The sequence below is a fragment of the Humibacter soli genome (assembly GCF_054779035.1).
Genome location: NZ_BAAGYX010000001.1, coordinates 2,668,892 through 2,691,592 on the forward strand (window position 1 = coordinate 2,668,892; position 22,701 = coordinate 2,691,592).

The 22,701-nt window shown below is 66.4% G+C and carries 22 protein-coding genes; 8 read left to right on the forward strand and 14 right to left on the reverse strand.

Annotation, left to right across the window (positions count from 1 at the left end):
- Positions 1 to 5 precede the first annotated feature (5 nt).
- The 3 genes from ACYVDN_RS12325 to ACYVDN_RS12335 form a co-directional block, all read right to left on the reverse strand.
- Positions 6 to 404, reverse strand: a complete 399-nt coding sequence (locus ACYVDN_RS12325) for a VOC family protein (RefSeq protein WP_460571847.1) — start codon at positions 402 to 404, stop codon at positions 6 to 8.
- Positions 397 to 1,236, reverse strand: a complete 840-nt coding sequence (locus ACYVDN_RS12330) for a phosphosulfolactate synthase (RefSeq protein WP_460571849.1) — start codon at positions 1,234 to 1,236, stop codon at positions 397 to 399. The genes ACYVDN_RS12325 and ACYVDN_RS12330 overlap by 8 nt, the downstream gene beginning before the upstream one ends.
- Before the next feature lie 202 nt (positions 1,237 to 1,438).
- Positions 1,439 to 2,107 carry an HAD family hydrolase gene (locus tag ACYVDN_RS12335; RefSeq protein WP_460571851.1) on the reverse strand — a complete coding sequence of 223 codons (669 nt, stop codon included), beginning with the start codon at positions 2,105 to 2,107 and terminating at the stop codon, positions 1,439 to 1,441.
- Positions 2,108 to 2,225: 118 nt separating this feature from the next.
- On the opposite strand from ACYVDN_RS12335, the gene ACYVDN_RS12340 reads away from it, so the two are divergent.
- Together ACYVDN_RS12340 and ACYVDN_RS12345 are read left to right on the forward strand one after the other, a co-directional pair.
- Positions 2,226 to 3,077 carry an exodeoxyribonuclease III gene (locus ACYVDN_RS12340; protein ID WP_460571853.1) on the forward strand — a complete coding sequence of 284 codons (852 nt, stop codon included), beginning with the start codon at positions 2,226 to 2,228 and terminating at the stop codon, positions 3,075 to 3,077.
- Positions 3,078 to 3,293: 216 nt separating this feature from the next.
- Entirely contained in the window at positions 3,294 to 4,109 is an 816-nt protein-coding gene (locus tag ACYVDN_RS12345; RefSeq protein ID WP_460571855.1) for an alpha/beta fold hydrolase, read from the forward strand.
- A gap of 39 nt (positions 4,110 to 4,148) precedes the next feature.
- On the opposite strand, the gene ACYVDN_RS12350 is transcribed toward ACYVDN_RS12345, so the two are convergent.
- A complete protein-coding gene (locus ACYVDN_RS12350) occupies positions 4,149 to 4,985 on the reverse strand; it encodes an SDR family oxidoreductase (protein ID WP_460571857.1) in 837 nt (278 codons plus the stop codon).
- A gap of 73 nt (positions 4,986 to 5,058) precedes the next feature.
- On the reverse strand, positions 5,059 to 5,337 hold the full coding sequence (locus ACYVDN_RS12355) for a helix-turn-helix domain-containing protein (RefSeq protein ID WP_460571859.1): 279 nt from the start codon (positions 5,335 to 5,337) through the stop codon (positions 5,059 to 5,061).
- Positions 5,338 to 5,407: 70 nt separating this feature from the next.
- Between ACYVDN_RS12355 and ACYVDN_RS12360 the strand changes: the two genes are divergently transcribed.
- Genes ACYVDN_RS12360 through ACYVDN_RS12375 form a run of 4 tightly spaced genes read left to right on the forward strand, consistent with a single transcriptional unit; the run spans position 5,408 to position 11,520 of the window.
- Positions 5,408 to 6,076 (forward strand): DNA methyltransferase family protein, encoded by a 669-nt coding sequence (locus tag ACYVDN_RS12360; protein WP_460571861.1) that lies wholly within the window; start codon positions 5,408 to 5,410, stop codon positions 6,074 to 6,076.
- Positions 6,073 to 7,704, forward strand: coding sequence for an Eco57I restriction-modification methylase domain-containing protein (locus tag ACYVDN_RS12365; protein WP_460571863.1), 1,632 nt, complete (start codon positions 6,073 to 6,075; stop codon positions 7,702 to 7,704). The genes ACYVDN_RS12360 and ACYVDN_RS12365 overlap by 4 nt, the downstream gene beginning before the upstream one ends.
- Positions 7,705 to 7,708: 4 nt before the next feature.
- A complete protein-coding gene (locus tag ACYVDN_RS12370; protein ID WP_460571864.1) occupies positions 7,709 to 10,252 on the forward strand; it encodes a GIY-YIG nuclease family protein in 2,544 nt (847 codons plus the stop codon).
- A gap of 50 nt (positions 10,253 to 10,302) precedes the next feature.
- Positions 10,303 to 11,520 (forward strand): ROK family transcriptional regulator, encoded by a 1,218-nt coding sequence (locus ACYVDN_RS12375; RefSeq protein WP_460571866.1) that lies wholly within the window; start codon positions 10,303 to 10,305, stop codon positions 11,518 to 11,520.
- Here ACYVDN_RS12375 and ACYVDN_RS12380 read toward each other — a convergent pair.
- From ACYVDN_RS12380 to ACYVDN_RS12400, 5 genes are all read right to left on the reverse strand, one after another.
- Positions 11,517 to 11,888, reverse strand: coding sequence for a tautomerase family protein (locus tag ACYVDN_RS12380; protein WP_460571868.1), 372 nt, complete (start codon positions 11,886 to 11,888; stop codon positions 11,517 to 11,519). The genes ACYVDN_RS12375 and ACYVDN_RS12380 overlap by 4 nt on opposite strands.
- A gap of 63 nt (positions 11,889 to 11,951) precedes the next feature.
- Positions 11,952 to 12,716, reverse strand: coding sequence for a VOC family protein (locus ACYVDN_RS12385; protein WP_460571870.1), 765 nt, complete (start codon positions 12,714 to 12,716; stop codon positions 11,952 to 11,954).
- Positions 12,717 to 12,750: 34 nt separating this feature from the next.
- Positions 12,751 to 13,635 (reverse strand): carbohydrate ABC transporter permease, encoded by an 885-nt coding sequence (locus ACYVDN_RS12390; protein WP_460571872.1) that lies wholly within the window; start codon positions 13,633 to 13,635, stop codon positions 12,751 to 12,753.
- On the reverse strand, positions 13,632 to 14,591 hold the full coding sequence (locus tag ACYVDN_RS12395; protein ID WP_460571874.1) for a carbohydrate ABC transporter permease: 960 nt from the start codon (positions 14,589 to 14,591) through the stop codon (positions 13,632 to 13,634). Before ACYVDN_RS12395 ends, ACYVDN_RS12390 begins: the two co-directional genes overlap by 4 nt.
- 12 nt (positions 14,592 to 14,603) lie before the next feature.
- Positions 14,604 to 15,926 carry an ABC transporter substrate-binding protein gene (locus tag ACYVDN_RS12400; RefSeq protein ID WP_460571877.1) on the reverse strand — a complete coding sequence of 441 codons (1,323 nt, stop codon included), beginning with the start codon at positions 15,924 to 15,926 and terminating at the stop codon, positions 14,604 to 14,606.
- 80 nt (positions 15,927 to 16,006) lie between these two features.
- Between ACYVDN_RS12400 and ACYVDN_RS12405 the strand changes: the two genes are divergently transcribed.
- A complete protein-coding gene (locus ACYVDN_RS12405; protein WP_460571879.1) occupies positions 16,007 to 16,213 on the forward strand; it encodes a hypothetical protein in 207 nt (68 codons plus the stop codon).
- A gap of 1 nt (position 16,214) precedes the next feature.
- On the opposite strand, the gene ACYVDN_RS12410 is transcribed toward ACYVDN_RS12405, so the two are convergent.
- The 3 genes from ACYVDN_RS12410 to ACYVDN_RS12420 all read right to left on the reverse strand — a co-directional run bounded on the left by ACYVDN_RS12410 (position 16,215) and on the right by ACYVDN_RS12420 (position 19,734).
- Complete coding sequence (locus ACYVDN_RS12410; protein WP_460571880.1) at positions 16,215 to 16,979, reverse strand: DNA alkylation repair protein; 765 nt, start codon at positions 16,977 to 16,979, stop codon at positions 16,215 to 16,217.
- Positions 16,980 to 17,230: 251 nt separating this feature from the next.
- A complete protein-coding gene (locus ACYVDN_RS12415) occupies positions 17,231 to 18,112 on the reverse strand; it encodes a lysozyme family protein (protein WP_460571882.1) in 882 nt (293 codons plus the stop codon).
- 500 nt (positions 18,113 to 18,612) lie between these two features.
- On the reverse strand, positions 18,613 to 19,734 hold the full coding sequence (locus ACYVDN_RS12420; protein ID WP_460571884.1) for a calcium:cation antiporter: 1,122 nt from the start codon (positions 19,732 to 19,734) through the stop codon (positions 18,613 to 18,615).
- Positions 19,735 to 19,905: 171 nt separating this feature from the next.
- On the opposite strand from ACYVDN_RS12420, the gene ACYVDN_RS12425 reads away from it, so the two are divergent.
- Positions 19,906 to 21,324 (forward strand): DUF6421 family protein, encoded by a 1,419-nt coding sequence (locus ACYVDN_RS12425; protein ID WP_460571886.1) that lies wholly within the window; start codon positions 19,906 to 19,908, stop codon positions 21,322 to 21,324.
- Between the two features lie 69 nt (positions 21,325 to 21,393).
- Here ACYVDN_RS12425 and ACYVDN_RS12430 read toward each other — a convergent pair whose 3' ends face one another.
- On the reverse strand, positions 21,394 to 22,677 hold the full coding sequence (locus ACYVDN_RS12430; RefSeq protein WP_460571888.1) for a glycosyltransferase 87 family protein: 1,284 nt from the start codon (positions 22,675 to 22,677) through the stop codon (positions 21,394 to 21,396).
- Positions 22,678 to 22,701: the final 24 nt, after the last annotated feature.

Below are 22,701 nucleotides of genomic sequence, written 5' to 3' on the forward strand. Positions count from 1 at the left end.
GCGAGTCAGTACATCATGCGGGGATCCGCGTAGTACTTGAACTCCAGCAGGTTGCCCGACGGGTCCTTCAGCATGAACGACTCGTGCTCTTCGACGCGGCCCTCGAAGCGGTGGAAGGGCTCCTCGAAGAACTCCAGCTCGCGCGTGCGCGCGAGGGCGACGAGCCTGCGCCAGTCATCCGCCTCACGGAACGTGACGCCGAAGTGCCGCGGATACATGCTCGGGTTGAGGTCGTAGTTCTCCGAGAGGTGGCACACCACCTGGTCGCCGAAGAAGTCGAGGGTGATGCGGTCGTCGTAGCGCCTCGCGAGCTTGCAGCCGAGTCCCTTCACGTAGAAGTCGTATGCCTCGTCGAGGTCACGAGCGGGGATGGCGAGGTGGAAAGCGTCGCGAGGTTCACGCATTGGTGTCTTCTCCTTGGAGTTCGGGGGCGGTCGGCCCGTCGGCGGATACGAGGTCGGGATCGATGGCGGCGTCGAGTGCGAGCAGCGTGTCGCTGCGCAGGCCGAGCCGGAGCGTCTCGAGCGGCACGAGGTCGGAGTGGGCGATGTTGCCGAGGTTCACGTCGGACCCGACCCGGCGCACGAAGTAGGTCTGAAGGTCCTTCGTCGGTGACTCGAACATGATGCGGTTCACGTCGATGCCCGACTCGAGGATCTCCTCGATCAGCCCGTATCGCACCTCGCCGTTCGCTCTTGCGATGCCGCTTTTGCCGCTCTCGCGGGCCTCGGTGATCACGGTGTCTGCGCCGGCGGCGAGGTCTTCGTTGATGTAGCGGACCCAGAGCTCGGGCCGCATGGTCTCCGAGCGCTCCGACTCCTTGTAGCCGACCTCGCTGTAGATCTTGTAGTCGCCGGCGACACGGGCGATGTAGTCGGCCTTGCGACTGTTCGACAGCGCGATCGTGCCGTTGGAGATCTCGACGGTTCGCGCGCCGAAGCCGTCGACGAAGGCACGCCACTCGTCGAACTGGTCCTGCGACACGTACTTCTCGAACAGGGTTCCGCCGAAGTAGAAGTCGACGTCGTTCGCGTGAACCGCGTCGATCTTCTTCTGCAGCTGCGCCGTGACGAGCGCGGTGCCCCAGCCGAACTTGACGACGTCGACGAGGTCGCGGTGGCTCTCGATGATGTCGATGAACTGGGCGGTAGGGATGCCGCCGTCGATCATCATCGTTCGACCGCGTGCTCGCGGCTTGGTCTGGCGCGCGGGAAGCGCGAGCGATGTTCCGTGCATTGGATCCTCCTGGCGTCCACCGGCAGTGCACCGGGAGACGCGTCGAGCCCACCTTCGTCGTGCAGCCCTTATGTTTCCTAGCCGGAGTCTATGCCTCCGCCATGCATGCGGCGACGGAGTCCGGTCCGGCGCAGCGCTGCGCACGACCCGAGTCAGCAGCCCGGTCGGGAAAGGTGGCGGCACATGGGTCAGGGGAACATGGTCAGCGGACCAGGATGCCCGCAAGCTCGTTCAGCGAGTCGACGACGGCCAGGCATCCTTTCTCCGCCTCGTCGTCGCGCTCTATGAAGCCCCATGGGCCGCGGCGGATGCGGATGGTCTCGAGGCCCGCCGCGCGAGGTGCCAGCACGTCGTTGCGAATCTGATCGCCGACGTAGACGGTGCGCTCCGGTGACGAGCCGGCCTCTGTCGCCGCGCGAACGAAGAACTCGGCCGATGGCTTGGCCACGCCCCAGTCGGTCGACGACGCGATGAAGGCCGCGCCGAGGTCGAGTGCCTGCAGCCGTTCGCTGGTGCGCGCCGGCTGGTTGCCCGCGATGCCGACCACGATTCCGGATGCCGCGAGCTCGGCCATCGCGCTTCGAACGTCTGGGTAGAGGTCGGCTTCCTCGATGCCGACCTCGAGGCCGGCCACCCGGCGAGCCTCGAGCAGGTCGGCGTATGGCGTGTCGGGTGCGAACGACTGCACAACCTCGGCGACCTTGCTGCCCCTGGCGATCATGGCACCGAACACCGCCGAGAACGTGTGCGCGGGCACCCCGAAGAAGCGTGCCCACGCGGCATACTCCCGCGTGCGGTCGAGCACGGTCTCGCCGATATCGAGGATGACGGCGTCTACGCGACGAGTGGGGGCATCCTGTGACTGGGGCATGCTTCGATCCTGGCACCCGCCGCGCCCCGGGTCGCCCCACCTACCGGTCATCCCGCGCGAGCACGGCGAGCGCACCGGCCCGCGACGCGGTGTCGGTGGCAGCCGATAGATTTGCGGCATGCGTGTGGCCACCTGGAACGTCAACTCCATCCGCGCCCGTGTGGGTCGCACCGTCGAGTGGCTCGTGCGCGAAGACGTCGACGTGCTCGCGATGCAAGAGATCAAGTGCAAGCCGGAGCAGTTTCCGCGCGAGGCCTTCGAAGACGCAGGCTATGAATTGGCCATCCACGGCCTCAATCAATGGAACGGCGTCGCCTTCGCGTCGCGGTTGCCCATCGAAGATCTCGTCACCTCGTTCGAGGGCATGCCCGGGTTCGCGAAGGGCCAGGAGGGCGCCGACCTTCCCGTCGAGGCACGGGCGATGGGCATCACCGTCGCCGGTCTGCGGCTCTGGAGCCTCTACGTGCCCAACGGCCGCTCGCTGGATGACCCGCACTACGCGTACAAGCTCGACTGGCTCGCCACCCTCGCGGCCGATGTTCGCACCTGGCTCGCCGACAACCCCGACCAGCCGCTCGCACTGATGGGCGACTGGAACATCGCGCCGACGGATGCCGACAACGGCGACCCCACCGTGCTGCCCGGCCTCTCGACTCATATCTCCGCGCCCGAGCGCGAAGCGTTCGCCGAGTTCGAGACCCTCGGTCTCGCCGACGTGGTGCGTCCCTATCAACCAGAGGGATACACCTACTGGGACTACAAGCAGCTGCGCTTCCCGCGCAACGAGGGCATGCGCATCGACTTCATCCTCGGGTCGCAGCCGTTCGCCGACCTGGTGACGCATGCGAGCATCCACCGCAACGAGCGCAAGGGCGAGGCGCCCAGCGACCATGTGCCCGTGCTGGTCGACCTCGACCTCTCGGTGCGCGGAGACGATGAAGACGAAGACCGCCCGATGATCTTCGGCTGACCTCGCCCACGGGCAACAGCGCCATGTGCGCGCTATTGCGCCAACCAGACTGGCGCAATAGCGCGCAAGTGGCGCGAGAGCGATGGCGGCCGTAACGGATGGCGACGGCCGACGGTAGGGATGACGACGGCCGACGGTGCGGATGACGACGGGCACGGTAGAGACAGCGGCGGCCACGCGGTAGAGACGACAGCGGCCTCGCCGTAGGCTCGGGGCATGCCTCACGTGAGCGTGCCTGGAGCTGAGCTGTACTACGAAGCCGAGGGGCGGGCATCCGCTCCGGCCGTGCTGCTCATCCATGCCGGCATCGCGTCGCTGCGCATGTGGGATCCGCTCGTGCCCGCCCTCGCCGCCGACCACTTCGTCGTGCGGTTCGACAGCCGCGGGTTCGGCCGCACCTCGACGGACGACGTCCGGTTCAGCGACCGCGACGACGCACGCGACGTGCTCGAGCATCTCGGCGTGGAGCGCGCGAGCATCGTCGGGGCGTCGCGCGGCGGGCGCATCGCCATCGACCTCGCGCTTGAGTCGCCCGACCGCGTCGCCGGGATCGTCACCGTCGGGTCGAATCCCGGCGGGTTCCCCGACACCGAGCTGACGGACGAAGAGGATGCCGGGTTCGACGCCCTCGACGATGCATACGAGGACCAGGACTGGCCCCGTCTCACCGAGCTCGAGACCGCGTTGTGGGCGATCGCCCCGACGCGCAGCGAGGCGGATCTCGACCCCGAATTCGTCGCGACCGCCTACGCGCTGCACCGACCCAACGCCACGCACCGCGGCGAGGCGCCTGTCTCGATCCCGCTCGAGCCTCCTGCGTACGAGCGGATCGCCGAGTTCGACGTGCCACTCCTCGCGACAGTGGGCGAGTTCGACCTGTCATTCGAACTGGCGGCCCAGCAGTTCCTCGTCGACACTGTGCGCGGGGCCGAGGGGTACATCTTCAGCGACACGGCGCACCTGCCGAGCGTCGAGCATCCGCAGGAGTTCAACGACGTTCTCACCGGCTGGCTGGCCAAGCACGGACTGTAGGTCTCACGCCACGAGAAAGGGCTCGCGGGCGGAGCGGGCTCAGCGACGGCCGGTGAAGTCGTCCATGGAGGAGTAGACACCGAAGACGGGGCCGGCGACGACATCCCATGCCCTGACCGGCAGGATGCCCTTGAGCGCCTTGGCCAGCGCGACCGACTTCGGCAGCATCAGCAGCGGACGACCGGCGAGCATGGCATCCCACACGCGATCAACCACGTACTCCGGCCGCATGACCGGGGTGAGCAGGGGTCCGCGAGCGCCTGCGAACATGCCCGTGTCGACATAGCTCGGAGCCACCGTGGTGACCTTGACGTTGGTGTGGTCCTCACGCTGCAGCTCGAGCCGCAGTGAGTCGCTCCACCCGATCACTGCCCACTTCGACGCCGTGTACACGCTCATGCGCGGGTTCGAGAGCAGCCCGGCGGCCGACGCGACGTTGACGATGCGCTTGGCGCGGTAGCCGTCCCTCAGCATCGCCGGCAGGAACTCCCTCGTCACGTACATCGGCGCGAGCGCGTTGACCTGCATGATCTTGCGGGTGTCGTCGCCGTTGTCGTGGTGCCAGAACAGCGAACCGCGCACGATGCCGGCGTTGTTGATCAGGATGTCCGGGTCGCCGGCTTCCTTGCGCACGCGATGAGCCGTCTGCGCGATGGCACCGAGTTCGCTGAGGTCGACCGTGTACTCGTACACGGCGGTTCCGGGATCGGCGACCGTGCGCAGCGCCTCGGCGAGGGTTGCGAGGGATGTCTTGTCGACGTCCCACAGGATGACCGACTTCGCACCCTCCAGCACGGCGCGCTCAGCGTAGAGCCGGCCCATGCCGCTCGCCGCCCCCGTGATCAGGATGCGCGCGCCTCGTACCGTTCGTGACATCCCTCCATTGTCGCGGGTCGCCCGCGACGCGACGACGCACCGGTCACCCCAGCCCGGGTGATGGCTGCGGCCGTCAGCGCGGGCGCCGCCGCCGCCCGTCCTCGTCGTTCACGGCGAAGAGGTCGGGGGTGAGGCCCCGCAGAAGCTCGCCCGGTTCGAGGTCGAGGGCCACGGCGACCCGCACCAGCGACTGCACGTTGGGCATCGCCCGCCCGCTCTCGTAGGCACGGATGTTCGACGAGTCGATCCCGCTGTTCACCGCGACCTCGTCCTGCGTCTCGCCCAGCGCGAGCCGACGCTCCACCATGAGGCGCCCGATGTGGGCTGCAGCGGCGGAGGGGACGCGGGACACCGCTCAAGCATCATGATGCCCGGTCACGTGTACCAGGGCGAATGTGTCCGGGTACTTGTACGCTTCTGTCATGACCTCGCAGACCGCGCCGTCGGAACGGCTCGTCAAGTCGAAGCGCCGCGTCGCCGACCACGGCGAGGTCTTCACGCCCGCATGGCTCGTCAGCGACATGCTCGACCTGGTCAGACCCGAGACGGACCGCATCGACTCCCGCTTCCTCGAGCCCGCCTGCGGATCGGGCAACTTTCTGGTTCCGGTGCTCCAACGAAAGCTCGCCGCCGTGCAGGCGCGCCACGGCGGGAGCGACTTCGAGAAGAAGCACTATGCGCTCTTCGCACTGATGTGCGTCTACGGCATCGAGCTGCTCGCCGACAATGCCGCCGAATGCCGGGCGAATCTGTCGGCGACCTTCTCTCGCTTCCTCGACGGGCCGGATCGAGCGACGACGGAGGACCCGCCGACTGATGACGTGTGGACGAGAGCGGCCGCAGCGGTGCTCGCCGTCAACATCGTGCAGGGTGACGCGCTGCAGCTGACGGATGCGTCGGGCATCCCGATCACGTTCCCTGAGTGGGGATACCTCGGTCGCGGCAAGTACCAGCGCCGTGACTTCCGCTACGACCACCTCACCCAGCGCGCGTCGATTCGGGGCACCCTCTTCGGCGCACTCGACGAGCACGACGTCTTCAGACCGATCCGCACCTATCCACCACTCACCGCGCGAGAGATCGCCGCATGACCGACGCTCCCGCGACCAAGGCGCCGTTCGCACTGCGTGGTCACAACCCCGACGTGCTCACCTGCATCGCCAACCTCTCCAACGACGAGGTGTTCACTCCGCCCGAATTGGCGAACCAGATGCTGGACACGCTCGAATTCGCCTGGGCCGAGTCGAACGGCGGCACGGACATCTGGGCGGATCCCACGGTGACGTTCCTCGACCCGTTCACCAAGTCGGGCGTCTTCCTGCGCGAGATCGTCTCGCGGCTGAGCAGGGGTCTCGAGACGGCGATCCCCGACCTCGCAACCCGTGTCGACCACATACTCACGAAGCAGGTCCACGGCATCGGCATCACCCGGCTCACCGCGATGCTGGCGAGGCGGAGCGTCTACTGCTCGAAGGATGCCAGGGGTCCGCACTCCGTCGCGACCTCGTTCGACCGCGACTGGGGCAACATCTGGTTCGAGCGCACCGATCACGTCTGGGCCGGCGACAGGTGCGCGTACTGCGGCGCCGCCAAGGCGGCATACGACCGGGCGGACGACCTCGAGACCCACGCCTACGCGTTCATCCACACCACCGACATCAAGGCGCGGCTCGCGCGCATGTTTGGAGCCGATATGCAGTTCGACGTCATCATCGGCAATCCGCCGTATCAGCTGAGCACCGGGAGCTCCGGCGGCGCGGGCGTGCAGGCGAAGCCGCTCTACAACCTCTTCGTCGAGCAGGCGAAGAAGCTCGAGCCGCGCTACATCGTCAACGTCACCCCGTCGCGCTGGTTTTCCGGCGGCATGGGCCTCGACACCTACCGGCAGTCGATGCTGAAGGATGCCCGACTTCGCGTCATCGAGGACTTCCCCGATTCCAACGAGGTGTTCCCTGGCACCCAGATCAAGGGCGGCATCTCCTACTGGCTCTGGGACCGCGATTCGCCCGGCCCTGTGCGCGTGACGACCCACGACAAGGGCGAGAAGGTCTCCACTGCGACCAGGCGCCTCGTCGAACCGGGGACAGACGTCTTCGTGCGCTACAACCAGGGTGTCTCGATCCTGCGCAAGGTCGCCGAGGTGGAGTTCGCCGACGACACGGACACCCTCACGCTGCCGCACGCGAAGCAGTTCGTACGCCTCGTGAGCCCGATCGGCGCATTCGGGCTCGACTCGACGTTCAGGGGCTCCTCGTCTCCGACCGGCTCCGGCGACCTGAAGGTCTACCGCAACGGCGGGATCGGCTACCTCCCTCGAGCGAGCCAGACCAAAGAGCTGCATGTCGTCGACCTCTGGAAGGTCTTCGTCCCTCGCGCCGGTAGCGGCAGCGACGCCTTCCCGCACTCGATCCTCGGCCGTCCGTTTCTCGGTGAGCCGGGCTCGATCTCGTCGTGGACCTACATGTACATCGGCCCTTTCGAGACGAGCGACGTCGCGCGGAACGTCATGTCGTACATCCGCACCCGCTTCTTCAGGTTCCTCGTGCTGCTGCACAAGGCGACGCAGGACGCGACGCCGCGGGTGTACACGTTCGTTCCGACGCAGGACTTCTCGCGCGCATGGACGGATGCGGACCTCTACGCGAAGTACGGCATCTCAGATGAAGAGATCGCCTTCATCGAGAGCATGGTGCGCCCGATGGATGACGACACCGTCTAAGCCGATGCCCACACCGATCGAAGACCTTCTCCCCGAAAAGCCCGCGACCCGGCTGCGCATCTACGCTTACTCGATCGCCGACGACCCTCACGCCGGCCTGCTCAAGGTCGGCATGACGACCCAGAAGGTGAAGACCCGCATCGAGCAGCAGGTGAAGACGGCCGCCATCGCCAACTACACGATCGAGCTCGACGAACCTGCTGACCGACCGGACGGAAGCGTCTTCCGCGACTTCGACGTGCGCGACCGGCTCAAGGAGAAGGGCTTCGAGAACCCGACCCTGGAGTGGATGCGCTGCTCCGTCGAAGACGTGCGAACCGCGATCGCCGAACTCCGCACCGGCACGTCGTATACCGGCACCCACCACGCGGACTTTCCGATGCGCGACGAGCAGCGCGTCGCCGTCGAACGCACCGCCGCCTATTTCGAGTCCGTGTGGCAGGACGACGCCGATGCCGTTCCGGAGTTCCTCTGGAACGCGAAGATGCGCTTCGGCAAGACGTTCACGACCTATCAGCTCGCCAAGAAGCTCGGCGCCGCGCGCATCCTGGTCGTCACGTTCAAGCCGGCGGTGGAGGATGCCTGGGACACCGACCTCAAGACGCATGTCGACTTCGATGGATGGCAGTACCTGTCGCGCAAGACGGGCGGTGACCCGGCATCCGTCGACCCCGACCTGCCGCTGGTGTTCTTCGGCTCGTTCCAAGACCTCATGGGTCGGGATGCCGCAGGCAACTTCAAGGGCAAGCATCGCTGGCTCACCGAGCTGAGCTGGGACCTGGTCGTCTTCGACGAGTACCACTTCGGCGCCTGGCGCGACACCGCGATGGAGCTCTTCGAAGGCGAGGACGACGCGACGAAGAAGAAGGAGACGGAACAGGAGTTCGGCAGAGATCTCGAGACCTTCGCAGAGGAGTTGGAGCAGAACAGTGCGGACGAGGACGCCTTCGTGCCCATCAAGGCCCGCGCCTACCTCTACCTCTCCGGCACCCCGTTCAAGGTGCTCCGCGAGGGCCGCTTCATCGAGGAGCAGATCTTCAACTGGACCTACACGGACGAACAGCGTGCGAAAGCAGAGTTCACTGTCCGACATCCTGACGCTCCCAATCCCTACGCCACGCTTCCGCAGATGCGTCTGCTCACCTACCAGATGCCCGACGAGCTCATCTCGATCGCGCACCAGGGCGAATTCGACGAGTTCGATCTGAACGCATTCTTCGAGGCGAAAGGCTCCGGCTCGAACGCCGAATTCGTGCATAAGGATGACGTGCAGAAATGGCTCGACATCATTCGCGGCTCCTCTCTGCCGACGCAGGTCGATGCACTCAAGGCGGGCACCCGACCACCGTTCCCGTACTCGGACACCCGGCTGCTTCCGTACCTGCAGCACTCGCTCTGGATGCTGCCACGACAGGCGTCCTGCGCCGCCATGGTGAATTTACTGGCCGAGCCGCAGAACGCCTTCTGGCGTGACTATCGCGTGATCAACGTGTCAGCACCAGGAATCGGGGTCGGACTCGAGGCGCTCCCACCGGTTCGCGCGGCGATCGGCAGCGGCTTCGACACCAAGACGATCACGCTCACCGTCGGCAAGCTCACGACCGGCGTGACCGTGCCGCAGTGGTCGTCCATCCTCATGCTGCGCAACCTGCAGTCACCCGAGACCTACTTTCAGGCGGCATTCCGTGTGCAGTCACCGTGGGCCATCCGCAATCCGAATGGTGACGATCCTCACGAGGAGACCATCTTCAAGCCGGTCTGCTTCGTGTTCGACTTCGCGCCGACCCGGGCGCTGCGTCAGATCAGCGAATACGGGCGAGGTCTCGCTCCGGAGAGCCCCAACCCAGAGCGCGCCGTCGAGGAACTCGTCGGGTTCCTGCCCGTTCTCGCCTACGACGGATCGCACATGACGCAGGTGGATGCCGCGGGGATTCTCGACATCGCGATGGCCGGAACCTCGGCTACCCTGCTCGCCCGCAAATGGGAGTCGGCCGTGCTCGTCAACGTCGACAACCTGACGCTGAAGAAGATCATGGCGAGCGATGCGGCGATGAAGGCCGTCATGAACATCGAGGGCTTCAGAGCGTTGGGGTCTGGGATCTTCGAGACGGTCGTCAACAAGAGCGAATCGGTCGCCGATGCCAAGCGGCAGAAGGGCGACGACATCACGCCGGCCGAGAAGAAGGGCCTCACGGACGAGGAGAAGGACTACAAATCCAAGAGCAAGCAGATTCAGGAGAAGCTGATCAAGTTCGCCACACGTATTCCGGCGTTCATGTACCTGACCGACTTTCGCGAGAACACGCTCTACGACGTCATCACCAAGATCGAACCCGATCTGTTCCGCACGGTCACCGGCCTGACGGTCGAGGACTTCAACCTGCTCGTCTCGCTCGGCGTCTTCAACGCGGGCCACATGAACCAGGCCGTCTTCGCTTTCCGCCGCTACGAGGATGCCTCCCTCTCGTACACCGGAATCGACTCGCACAAGGGACTCCGGCGCTACGGGCTGTACGACACCGTCGTCGAAGTCAGGCAACTCGCATGAGCATCAATATACTTCGTTAAGGTAAGTAATGTCTTGGATCGGTGGTTCTCATGGCTCGTCGACTCAAAGGGGCGTCCTCCGCCGACACGCGTAGTGCCATCCTCGACCTCATCCGCTCCAGCGGTCAGGTCAGCCGCATCGAACTGTCTGAGAAATCCGGTCTCACCGAGGCGACCATCTCCAAGATCGTGCGCGCCCTGATCATCGACCGGCTCGTGGTCGAGGCCGGATTCGCGGAGTCGACCGGCGGCAAGCGCCCTGTGCTGCTCGAGTTGAATACGGCATCCCGCTACGCGCTCGGCGTCTCGCTCGATTACGCGCGCATCTCGCTCGTGCTCTGCGACATCAACGGCACTGTGCTGTACAGTCACTCGATCGCGGGCGCCGGCCGCAGCAAGCCGCAGACCGTGATCGACCGGACAGCCAGGGAGATCGATCGGTTCCTCGACAGACACGCCATCGCTCGCGCCGATGTGATCGGGGTCGGCGTGTCCGGCGCAGGGCGGCTGGATGCCTCTGGAGGCGTCCTGCGATCGTCGCGACAGTCGGGCGACTGGGAGGAGTTCGCCATCGAGGCGACGCTCGGAGACGCCACCGGAATGCCGGTCATCCTGGAGAACGACGCCAACTGCGCAGCCCTCGGCCAGTTCTGGTCGAGCAGGGTGTCGACCGCCCACGACTTCGCGACCATCTACATGGCGACCGGCATCGGCTGCGGCTTGCTCGTCAACGGTGACGTGTATCGCGGAGCGTCCTCCAATGCCGGCGAGATCGGTCACCTGCCGCTCGATGTCGACGGGCCGGAATGCTACTGCGGAGCGACCGGCTGCCTCGAGGTTCTTGCGGCGCCGGCGGCAGTGGTGCGCAACGCCCGAGAGGACTCCGAGCTCTGGGAGCGACTCGGGCTGCAGGATCGCGAGGGCGAGGATGTGCGCACGTCGTTCGCGACGATCGCCGCGGCCGCGATGAACCGAGATGAGGCCGCAGAGGCATTGGTGAGGCGCTCCGCCCGTTACGTGGCGACCGCAGTGCTCGGGTTGACCAACATCTTCGACCTGGAGCGCATCTACCTGGCCGGTCCAGGGTTCGCGACGGCGGGGCCGATCTATCTCGAGGTCGTGCGCGACCTGCTCGACCGCCTCGCCTTCATGCGGGCGGTGCACACCGTCGAGGTGACGATGGGGGAGACGGGGCCGGGGGCCGCGGCGCAAGGGGCGGCATCCGTCGTGCTGCACAGCCACCTCACGCCGCACCACCTGCGGGGTTAGCTCGCTACCCAGTCCTTCGACGGTGCGAACCAATCCGATCCGGCGTTCTCGGTCACGGCGATGAGCACGTTGTCCGGCTTGATGCCGGCTTCGACGAGCTTGCCGACGACGGCGTCGTACATGCGCTTCTTGTCCTCGGGCTGGTAGATGTTCGCCAGCAGAATCTGGATGTAGACGATGTCGGTGCGAGCGGCATCGGGGAACGTCGTCGTGTAGACCAGTTCGCCAGGCTCGTGCAGCCGGAAGATCTGAAACAGGTCGTCGGCAGGCATCGGCAGCCCGGTGACGAGTCCGTCGTGGACCGCTGCGCTGATCGCCTGCCGCTTGTCGGCGAGGCTCGCGTGCAGGTCGATGCGGACGAGGGGCATGGATGTCTCCTTCTGGGGTGTGCGTGAGTGAATGAGTGCTGATGCGGAGCGGCGACGACGACGTCAGCTGCGCACGCTGTAGGCGAAGCCGTCGGAGTCGGCGTAGATCGCGCCATCCGTGCCCTCGCCGACGACGACGTCGCCCGTCGCTGCACCGGCGAGGCGTGCAGCGACATACCCGGGAGCATCGGTCTGCGGGGTGGGCACCGTCGTGGCCGTCTCGTAGGTGAAGACCTCGAGCACGGTGTCGCCGCCCTTGAGGTAGTCGATGCGGAAGCCACGGGGATCGTGCGGCTGCCGGATGGTGCCGTGGTGGCGGAACCCGAACGGCAGGTAGTGGTCGCGCGTCGCCTCGAAGTCGCCGACGGTGAGCGCGATGTGGTCGAATCGCGGACGCTCGGGAGTACCGAGCGCGTACTCCGCCGCGACCAGCTCGTCGTCGACGACGGTGTGATAGTTCAGGTCGCGCTCGACGAGCTCCAGCAGCGTGCCGTCCGGGTCGAAGAAGAACGTGATGCGCACGTCCCCCTCTGCCTCGAGCGGGTCGAGGTGGAAGGGCACTCCGGCGTCGCGCAGACGCCCGGCGAGGGCATCCAGGTCGTCCACTTTGAACCCCACGTGACGGAAGCCCCGCTGCAGATCGTCACTCGACCACGTTGACTCCGCGCCCGGCGCCGTTCGCACGAGCTCGATCGTCGCGGTCACCACGTCGAGCAACGCGCGCTCGTCCGTCGCGTCTCCGACCGGGACTGCGCCGAGGTGATCGCGGTAGAACTCGACAGAACGTGCGACGTCGGCGACGTTGAGCTGGATGTTCTCGATGGGCATGCTTCTCCTCTTGATGGTGGGGTTGGGGGATGGATCAGTTCTTGACTGCGCCGAGCGTCATGCCCGCGACGAACTGCCGCTGCATCCAGACGTAGACGAGGATGACCGGCACGATGGACATCGTGAGCCCCGCGCACAGCGTCGGCCAGTCCGTCTGGTACTGCCCGACCAGCCCGAAGAGCACGGGCTGGAGCGGCAGCTCGTCGGTGTTCTGCAGCACGGTGTTCGCGTAGATGAACTCGTTCCAGGTCGCGAGGAATTGGAAGATGATCACCGTCGCGAGCCCCGGCCGCGCGAGCGGCAGCATGATGCGCCAGAAGATCTCGAACTCGCCCGCCCCGTCGATGCGGGCGGCCTGAACGAGCTCGTCCGGAAGTGTCTCGAAGAACGCACGCATCAAGAACATCGAGAACGGCGCGGAGCTCGAGACGTAGAGCACGATCAGTCCCGCCTGAGTATTGAGCAGGCCGAGGTCCTTCAACTGCAGGTAGAGCGGGATGATCAACGACGTCGCCGGCATCATGAGCGTCGCCAACAGCAGCACGTAGATGAGGTTCTTGAACGGGAACCGCAGCTTGGCGAAGGCGTAGCCCGAGAGCGATGCGAACGCCACGACGCCGATCACCGTGACCAGCGTGATCCACATGCTGTTGGCGAAGTGCAGGCCGAAGTCCGTCGAGTTCCAGGCCTTCACGTAGGCGTCGAACGAGACCGATGTCGGCCAGAAGCCTCCGCTGAACACGGTGTTCGCAGGACGGATCGAGGTCAGGATGAGCCACACGAACGGGAACATCGTGAAGGCCGCGATCGCCAGCAGGATGAACGCGACGAACGACTTCGCCGTCGGGAAGCGCCTGCGCCGGGCATCCCTCGCTCGTGTCGGCGACGATGCGCCTGCACGCGTTGCAACGGTGGTCATCGGCTCGCCCTCCTCGACAGCACGATCTGCACGAGCACGGCAACGCCGCACAGCAACATGACGACGACGCTGAAGGCGCTTCCGTACCCGAGCTGGGGTATGGACCCCGAGGTCGAGCCGAACGCCAGACTGTACAGATAGGTGCCGAGCACCTCAGAAGCGTGGTTCGGGCCGCCTGACGACATCACGAAGATCAGGTCGAAGATCTTGAACCCGTTCATCAGGTTGAGGCTGACGACGATCGCCGTGACCACCCGCAGGCTCGGGATGGTGACGTAGCGGAACTGCTGCCACGCCGACGCACCGTCGACCTGCGCCGCCTCGTACAGCGAGACGTCGACCCCCTGAATGCCGGCGAAGAAGATGAGCATGTTCATCCCCAGCGCTCCCCACAGCGACACGACGAGGATGCACGGCAGCACGAGCGCCGGGTTCGAGAGCCAGTCCTGCTTCAGGGCACCCAGCCCGATGGATTCGAGCAGGTTGTTGAGGGTGCCGAGGTTGGGGTCGTAGATCAGCTTCCACAGCACGCCGGAGACCACGAACGAGACGATGCCCGGGATGAACAGCAGGGTTCGGACGACGACGCTGAGGCCGTTCCACACTCGGCTCAGCAGCACGGCGACGACCAGCGGAATGACGGTCTGCAGCACGGTGACCGAGAGCGCCCACACGATGGTGTTCACGAACGCCACCGAGGCGACCGGGTCGCTGAGCATGCGCGTGTAGTTGTCGACCCCGATGAACTGCGGCACCCCGAAGCCGCTCCACCTGGTGAAGCTGAGGTAGATGGCGAACAGGATCGGCCAGCCGACGAACACGGCGAACAGCACTGCGATCGGGAAGGCGAATCCGTAGCCGGCGACGCGCTCGGAGCGCTGCAGCTTCCAGAGCCGGGCGCCGGAGCGCGGCCGTGACCGCGCCCCGACGGACAGTGTCGATGATGAGGCAGTCATGCGATCGACGGCTCAGCCCTTGGCGTTCTCGACCGCCGTCTGCATCATCTTCGCGACCTCGGCCGGCGAAGCGGTCTGGTCGAAGATCTTCTGCAGCGGGTCTCCTGCGGCCGACGATCCCGGACCGAACGGGATGTGCGGGCATCCGTCCGGCAGCCAGGTGGCCATCAGCTTGACCTGCTCGTTCTGGATTCTCTCGGTGGCTGCCGAGGTCGATGGCATGGCGTTGGCCGCGTTCATCAGCGTGGAGTAGACCTCTGGCTGGTACAGGTACTTGAGGAATGTGAGGGCGGCGTCCTTGTTCTTGCCATCTGCGACAGCCAGCCCTGCACCCGCCTGATCCGCGGTCCAGTGCCTGGCCCCGCTGGAGATCGCAGGGGTCTTCATGATCTTGTACTTCTTCACGAACGCGGGGGGCGCGTTCGTGATCAGGCCCGATGGGGTCCACGATCCGGCGAAGAACATCGCAGCCTTTTCGGTGAAGAAGAGCTGCTGCGCCTGGTCTCCGCCCGTACCCGTCGTCGACGGCTGGAAGACCTTTGCCTTCACGATCTTGTCGTTCAGTTGGAGCGCCTCGATCACCGGCTTGCTGGTGTACGTGTAGCCCTTCTGAAGCTGGTCGAGCTTGAGGTACCAGGTCGGGTCGTCGGTGACCTGGGTGATGAGCGGCAGGAAGAAGTCGAGGGCGCTCGTGCCGGGGTTCGCGCTGAACGCCACGGAGGACTTGCCGGTGGCGTTCACCTTTGCGGCGACCTCGATCAGGTCATCCCAGGTCTCGGGCTCACCATCGACTCCGGCGGCAGCGAAGAGGTCGGGGTTGTAGAAGATACCGAAGGTCTGCGCCTCGAAGCCGACCGCGTACTGCTTTCCGTCCGACGTGTACTCCTGGTTCGTCGCCGGGAAGAACTGCTTCAGGAAGTCGCTGCCGAGGTCCTTCTTCAGGTCGGCGGAGATGCCCTGCTGTCCGTACGTGATCGCCCTGACGTGCGGGGCGAAGATCTCTGGTACGTCTCCGCCCGAGACCGCCGCCGTCAGCGCCGGCAGGTACTGGTCAGGCGTGCCGAAGATGCGGTTCTCGATCGTGATGTTCGGGTTCTTGGCCTCGAAGTCGGCGATCACCTTGGGCAGTGCGTCTTTGATGTCCGTGTACCAGGTCCACATGCGCACCGTCGTCTTTCCGCCTGAGGACGAGCCGCCTCCGCCGGAGCACGCCGCGAGCAGGCTCGTCAGCCCGACCGCCGCCGCGCCCGCACCCGTCGCCTTCAGAAGGCCGCGCCGGCTGAGCTGGGTGTCGGCCGCGTTGGTGAAAAAGGAGGACCCGCGATTGCTTGGCATTCTCTACTACTCCTCGTTGAGTCGGTGCTGGTCAGTGCTGTCAGTTTCTACTTTCTATCTGAAGGTAAGGAAGTTTGTCAATGAAGGACACCACGTCCGACAAGGCGACGGCACGCCTCGCACCGGTGCTCTCGGTGTCCTACCGACTACGCGCGGCCGATTCGGCGCACCTCGCGACCGCTATCGCGGCTGGATCGGAACGGTTTCTCACCGACAACCGCAAGGACTTCCCTCGCACGATCACCGAGATCGAGATCGTCTACCCGGACGACCTCGATCCGGCCTGACTCAACCGCGGCGCAGCGCCCGGTACGCGAGACGAGTCTCGGCGTCGAGATGCTCGGTGGCGTAGGAGAGCATGACGGCAGGCATGCGGCCCGCGTTCGCGTCGAGGAAGCCGACGAGCAGCTCACGATCGACGCGCTTGCCGACCTCGCGGAGCATCCACCCGACGGCTTTCTGGGTGAGGTCTCGTCGGTCGCCGTCATCCAGCAGCAGGGACGCCAGTTCGAGCGTCGTCGAGGCGTCGCCGCGTTTGATGAACGCGAACGTCGAGAGCATGGCGACGCGACGCCACCAGAGATCGGGCGACTCGATGAGCTCGAAGAGGATGAACCGCGGAAGGTCGAAGAGATACTCGCCGAGCACGAACTCGGCGGAGGCATCCACGAGGTCCCAGTTGTTCACGCGACCGGCCCGAACAGCTCCGAGATAGAACGCGGCCAGCCGCTCACGCTCGTCGTCGTCGCGGGTTCGCCCGGCGGAGGCGGCAGCGAACAACGTGTTCAGCGCGATCAGTGCGGCGAGACGATGCTCGTGCACGTCGCTTTCGAGCAGGCCGGTGATCGCCTCGAGCGAAGGCTTCAGCCGCTTCACCACAGCCCTGACGGCGGGCACGCGCGCGCCGATGAAGACGTCGCCCTCGCCGTACTCGCCCTGGCCGGTCTTGAAGAACCGCTGCAGCACGGGGATGTCGTCCGCATTCGACACCGCGGCGAGCGCCACCATGACGTCTTCTGCGGAGTTCGTGGAGGACGACGCGACGGATGCCATGTGTCAAGTCAACCGTGCACTGCCGACACTCGCCACGTTTCACCGCGCGTCCACCGCGGGTTGAGGAGCACGCGGCGCGGCCGCGAGCGTCCCCGCGGGTTGAGGAGCACGCGGCGCAGCCGCGAGCGTCCCCCGTGGGTTGAGGAGCACGCGGCGCGGCCGCGAGCGTCTCGAAACCCTCGCCACGAGGACGTGAGGTTTCGAGACGCTCGCCTGCGGCGTGCTCCTCAACCAGCGGCGCAGGAGGTGGGTCAGTACCAGCCGGTGGACTGGGAGTGACCCCATGCCCCGCACGGGGTGCCGTACGAGCCGGCGATGTACGAGAGGCCCCAGGCGATCTGGGTCGCGGCGTTGGTGGCCCAGTCGCTGCCGGCGCTCGCCATCTTCGATCCGGGGAGCGCCTGCGGAATGCCCGTAGCGCCACTGCCCGCGTTGTAGGCCTGGTAGTTCCAGCCCGACTCGCGATCCCAGAGGCTGACGAGGCACTGGAACTGGTCGGCGCCCCAGCCGTACTGGCTCGCCATCATCGACTGCGCGGTGGCCTGAGCGCCGCTGACGGTGTTCGACCCCGCCAGCGCCTGAGCCTGCGCTGCGGCCTGCGCCTGAGCGGCGGCCGCTGCAGCTGCGGCGGCGGCGGCAGCCCGTGCCCGAGCCTCCGCCTCGGCCTTTGCCTTGGCGGCTGCGACGGCGGCGTCATGCGCAGCCGCTGCCTTGTTCGCCTCGAACACGGCGGTCTCGGCCGCGTTGGTCAGCGTGGTCAACGTCTTCGCGTTGGACGAGTAATTGGCCTGAAGAGCGTGGATGGCGGTGTCGAGGCCGGCCGGATTGGCACGGCCCTGCACCTTGCCCCGCGTCTCCTGGGCGAGGGCCAGGGCTCCGAAGGATGCCTGAGCGGCGAAGTGCTCGCCGGCGCCCGGGGCAGTCCAGCCGCTCTTGTCGGTGTCGACCGCGGCGGGCTTCCTGGCCGGCTCGGCCTGCGCGCTCTGCACGGCCAGCGGTGTGACGAGGGCGCCCGCGGCGACCACGGCGGTGGCCGAGATCATAACGACACGACTGCGGCGCGAGGTCTTCTGACCGAGGGTTCGAAGGGAGTTCTTGAGGTTGTCGGGGGTGAGACGGGTGAGGAAGGTCAAAGGGTTCCAATGCTCTGTGCTGCCCCGCATCGTCAACCCGGGTTTGCGCGCACGCTCGACCAGGCAACGGATGCCGCACAGCGCATTCACGCAGGCTCATCCGGGCGGGCTGGACACCCCTCACCGCTACGCCGGGGGGAGCGCAGCAGGCATCGACGGCACGCAGAGGCGGGCCGGTCGCAAGCCCCGCTGATGCGACGGATCGCACCTGTCGGGTTCGGGGCGGTCGCCCTCGCAACACCTCGACCCGGGGGGATCCAGTCGGTATCGCGCGAGCGACTCCGCCACGCTACGCAATCGCTCTGGACAGGGTGTGCACAGACCCTCCAAGGGCACTGAGGGCGATTTTGCCGCGGAATCACGCGGTTTTCGGCCCGAAAATCAGAGTTGCCTCAAAACCGCAAGTCGCAGACCGGGCGTTCTGCCCCATTGGTCACAGGAACGGAAAACGCGCACGCCGCGCTCACAGGAGCCGCATCGTGCACGGCAACGACGAAGGACTACGGCGAGACCGAGAGGAACAGGAACGCGGCGAAGATCACCAGGTGAACGCCGCCCTGCAGCATGGTCGCGCGCCCCGACACGACGGTGAGGATGCTCACCACGATCGACAGCAGCAACAACACGATCTGCGTGGCTCCGAGCCCGAGCACCAGCTGTCCCGGCAGCCAGATCGACGCCACCGCCACCGCGGGAATCGTGAGCCCGATGCTGGCCATCGCCGATCCGAGTCCGAGGTTGAGGCTGGTCTGAATGTGGTTGCGCTGGGCTGCCCTGATCGCCGAGATGCTCTCCGGCAGCAGGATGACCAACGCGATGATCACACCGACGACGGACTCCGGCAGCCCCAGGGCAACCACGCCGCCCTCGATCGACGGTGACTCCAGCTTCGCCAGGCCGACCACCGCGACGAGCGCGACGACCAGCAGCACGAGGCTGAGGATGGTGGCGCCCATCGTCGGAGGTTCGGAGTGCTCGCCATCCTCGTCGTCCTGCGCGGAGGAGCGCGTGTCGACGGGCGCAGTGTTGACCGGCACGGGCAGGAAGAACTTGCGATGCGAGATCGTCTGGGTGATGACGAACAGCACGTAGAGGGCCAGCGAGGCGACGGCCGCGAACGTGAGCTGCGTCGGCGAGAACCGCGGCCCCGAGGTCTCGGTGAAGTCCGGCACCACGAGGCAGAGCACCGCGAGGGTGGAGAGGGTGGCGAGTGCACCGCCTGAGCCCTCCGAGTTGAAGCGCACCGTGCCGAACTTGATCGCGCCGATCAGGATCGACAGCCCGATCACACCGGTCGTGGTGATCATGAACGCCGAGAACACGGTGTCCCTGGCGAGCGTCGCCGCATGCTCGTCGCCGCCGGCCGAGAGCGTGACGATGAGCCCCACCTCGATGATGGTGACCGCGACGGCGAGGATGAGCGAGCCGAACGGCTCCCCGACCTTGTGGGCGATCACCTCGGCGTGATGCACTGCGGTGAGCACGGTGGCGGCGAGAACGATGGCGAGAAGCACCGCCACAGCGATGCCGGGCTTCGAGCCCCATGCGATCACCAGGATGATCGCCGCGAGCACGGGTACAGCAACAGGCACCCACCTGCCGATCGCACGTAAGGCCGTCACCGTTCCATCATGTCAGCGCAGATCGCGGCTCCGATCCATCCAGCGCAAAACCATTGCGTGAATCCGTAAGAATGCACAACGTGGAGCCGCACATCGGCGAACTCGACCCCGAACTTCGTCGTTACCCTCGAATCAGACGCAAGACAATCACCGTAAAGAGGAGGCCTTGTCATGTCCATCACCCTTCCCACCGGCGCCGACGAGGCCCTCGACGCGGATGCGGGCGCCCGTCTCGCAGACATCACCGCCGACCCCGCATGGCTGGCACTGAAGGACGCCGCGACGGGCATCCAGGCCGACCAGGTCAAGGACGGCTCGATTCCCGACACCGCACGGCACGCGGATGCCCGCACGCACGTCGACACCATCGTCGCGTCCATCGACGACCTTGCACCGCTCTTCCCCCACGACTCCGACTACCTCGCGGCGGTGCGGGCGGACCTCATGCGCTGGGCGCACGACGGCTTCGGCATCCCGGACTTCTACGACGCCCTCGTCGCCTTCCAGCCTCAGCAGAATCGTGTGGACGGGCTGCGCCACCTCGTGGTGTTCCCGATGTACACGCAGAACGGCTCGCCCGACCGCCACCTCGAGGCCCTCATCGTCGAGACGATCTGGCCGGAGTTCGTCGCGGAGCTGGAGCGCACCGACTACGGCAACAAGCTGTTCGTCTCGCTGCGGCTCATCGACTTCACGAGCGGGTACGACACCAACTCCGCCGTGCTGTTCCCCGAGACCGTCGCCATGCGGGAGCTGCCGAAGTTCACGTGGGGTGCGATCTTCCAGGACCGTGAGGCGGCTCGCTACCGGGTCGTGGTGCGGGCGGCATCCGACATCACCAAGCTCGACCTGCCAGACGACGCGGCCCGGCTGCTCGACGACCAGTCGCTCATCGAAGAGACGTTCGTGATGTGGGACATCATCCACGACCGCACCCACATGCGAGGCGATCTGCCGTTCGACCCGTTCATGATCAAGCAGCGGATGCCCTACTTCTTGTACTCCCTCGAAGAGCTGCGCTGCGACCTCACGGCCTACCGGGAGGCGTTCCGGCTGGAGCAGACGCTGGGCGCGCTCCCGGTCGAGGAGCTGTCGGATGACCAGGCGAGCATTCTCGAGCACGCGAAGCTCGTGCGCTACGCCATCCTGTTCGACCGCATCTTCCGCTTCCCGATCACGGGCACTCGCGTGCGCAACTACGACGGCCTCGGCGGTCAGCTGCTGTTCGCGTGGCTGCACCAGCACCACGTGCTCGACTGGACCGACACCCAGCTCTCCATCGATTGGGATGCCGTCGGTGACGCGGTTGTCGCTCTGTCGGATGCCATCAACGAGCTCTACTGGCGGTCGATCGACCGCCCGAAGACGGCGCACTGGCTCGCAGCGTACGAGCTCGTGAGCGGTGTGCTCGCGCCGAACCCGGCGTCCGTCTGGGCGAAAGGGCTGCCTGACGAGGTGCTCGCAGGCGCGCCGAAGGGCTACACCGACGCCGTGCTCGACGACGAGTTCCCGCTCTCGATGTTCTACGAGGCGCTGAACAAGAAGATGGGCGACACCATCGAGTCGACGAAGGGCATCACGGGCAGGTAGCGCGGCCTCCGCTGGTCGAGTAGCGCCGACCGTAGGTCGACGCGTATCGAGACCGGGCTGTGCGGCGTGCTACTCGACGAGCGAAGTCGCCCGGTGCGGCTCGGGTGTCGGCAGAGGAGCCACGTCGACGGGCGCACCGCGCCAGAGGCGCACGACCGCCCAGGCCAGCAGCCAGCAGAGCGCCGCGTTGCGCAAGGCGACCAGGGCGAGCACGGGCGGAGCCGCCGTGATCACGAAGTGGTACAGGTACGGATAGAACGACTGGGTGAGTACTGCCGCGGCGAGCACGAGGAGGGCGGGCATCCTGAACTCACGTCGGTTCTGCACGATGCCGTACACGACCGGGGCGGCGAGCCACGTGATGTACTGCGGCGACCCGACCTTGTTGAACACGATCAGCGCGGTGACGCAGGCGAGCATCAGCGCGGGGAGGGCATCGGCGTCGCCGCGGCGGGTGGCGCGGATGCCCAGCAACGCGATCGCGATGATGGCCACGCCCAGCAGGAGCGTCATGACATCGCCGACCAGGGCACTGCCCGGCCCTGCCGCCTGGTACGTGTTGAGCGCCCGCATGTACTCGACGTAGAAGCCGTGACGGCCGAGCGCGGCCGACCAGATCCACCACGTCGCGATCGGCGCCTCGACCTGCAGCCCTCGCGAGTCCTGCATGCCGACGAAGCTGAGCACGTTGGCGCCGGCCCCCACGAGGAGCGGCACGGCGACGATCGCCACGGTCGTCGCGACCATGGCGACGATGGTTCTCCAGCGCCCCCGCACCATGACAAGGACGGGAAGCAGCAGCGCAGCCGGCCACACCTTCATCCAGGTGGCGATGGTGAGCAGCACCACCGCCACCCGCGGGCGGGACGCCAGCCACAGGACGGCGACGATCGCGATCACGGCCGAGACGGCATCAAGACGAACGATCGAGATGGGCCCGAGCAGAAGGAGGAACGCGAGCCACCACCACGCGGCGACCATGCGCGGCCGCAGCCTGCGATAGCTGAGCAGGTACACGACGACGGCATCCGCCACCGTGATCATCAGCACCCACATCGCCCCGTAGGCGTGCGCGCCGAACAGCATGGGGACCACGACGGGAACGATCGCGGCGATCGGATACACCCATGCCGAGTGGATGCCCACCACTCCGTGCCCGTGAACCGCGCGCTCCGCCCACGGCAGGTAGTGCGAGAGCACGTCGCCGAGACGCGTGCCATCCGCTGTGAACACGAGCACCGCGAGAGCCACGTGGACCACGCCGAAGGCGCACCAGAGAGCGACGCGCGAGTCGCTCGCCGCGATCAGCCGCTGTCGCAGTAGCGAGCCACTCGCGACGCGGGAGAGGGGCATGGACGCATCGTAGGCAGGCCCGGC

Coding starts and splice junctions, on each gene's coding strand:
- ACYVDN_RS12405 (WP_460571879.1), top strand. CDS start 16,007: ATGAAGGACACCACGTCCGACAAGGCGACGGCACGCCTCGCACCGGTG.
- ACYVDN_RS12385 (WP_460571870.1), bottom strand. CDS start 12,716: ATGCCCATCGAGAACATCCAGCTCAACGTCGCCGACGTCGCACGTTCT.
- ACYVDN_RS12340 (WP_460571853.1), top strand. CDS start 2,226: ATGCGTGTGGCCACCTGGAACGTCAACTCCATCCGCGCCCGTGTGGGT.
- ACYVDN_RS12370 (WP_460571864.1), top strand. CDS start 7,709: ATGCCCACACCGATCGAAGACCTTCTCCCCGAAAAGCCCGCGACCCGG.
- ACYVDN_RS12380 (WP_460571868.1), bottom strand. CDS start 11,888: ATGCCCCTCGTCCGCATCGACCTGCACGCGAGCCTCGCCGACAAGCGG.
- ACYVDN_RS12430 (WP_460571888.1), bottom strand. CDS start 22,677: ATGCCCCTCTCCCGCGTCGCGAGTGGCTCGCTACTGCGACAGCGGCTG.
- ACYVDN_RS12350 (WP_460571857.1), bottom strand. CDS start 4,985: ATGTCACGAACGGTACGAGGCGCGCGCATCCTGATCACGGGGGCGGCG.
- ACYVDN_RS12330 (WP_460571849.1), bottom strand. CDS start 1,236: ATGCACGGAACATCGCTCGCGCTTCCCGCGCGCCAGACCAAGCCGCGA.
- ACYVDN_RS12335 (WP_460571851.1), bottom strand. CDS start 2,107: ATGCCCCAGTCACAGGATGCCCCCACTCGTCGCGTAGACGCCGTCATC.
- ACYVDN_RS12400 (WP_460571877.1), bottom strand. CDS start 15,926: ATGCCAAGCAATCGCGGGTCCTCCTTTTTCACCAACGCGGCCGACACC.
- ACYVDN_RS12410 (WP_460571880.1), bottom strand. CDS start 16,979: ATGGCATCCGTCGCGTCGTCCTCCACGAACTCCGCAGAAGACGTCATG.
- ACYVDN_RS12360 (WP_460571861.1), top strand. CDS start 5,408: ATGACCTCGCAGACCGCGCCGTCGGAACGGCTCGTCAAGTCGAAGCGC.
- ACYVDN_RS12375 (WP_460571866.1), top strand. CDS start 10,303: ATGGCTCGTCGACTCAAAGGGGCGTCCTCCGCCGACACGCGTAGTGCC.
- ACYVDN_RS12325 (WP_460571847.1), bottom strand. CDS start 404: ATGCGTGAACCTCGCGACGCTTTCCACCTCGCCATCCCCGCTCGTGAC.
- ACYVDN_RS12365 (WP_460571863.1), top strand. CDS start 6,073: ATGACCGACGCTCCCGCGACCAAGGCGCCGTTCGCACTGCGTGGTCAC.
- ACYVDN_RS12345 (WP_460571855.1), top strand. CDS start 3,294: ATGCCTCACGTGAGCGTGCCTGGAGCTGAGCTGTACTACGAAGCCGAG.
- ACYVDN_RS12395 (WP_460571874.1), bottom strand. CDS start 14,591: ATGACTGCCTCATCATCGACACTGTCCGTCGGGGCGCGGTCACGGCCG.
- ACYVDN_RS12425 (WP_460571886.1), top strand. CDS start 19,906: ATGTCCATCACCCTTCCCACCGGCGCCGACGAGGCCCTCGACGCGGAT.
- ACYVDN_RS12390 (WP_460571872.1), bottom strand. CDS start 13,635: ATGACCACCGTTGCAACGCGTGCAGGCGCATCGTCGCCGACACGAGCG.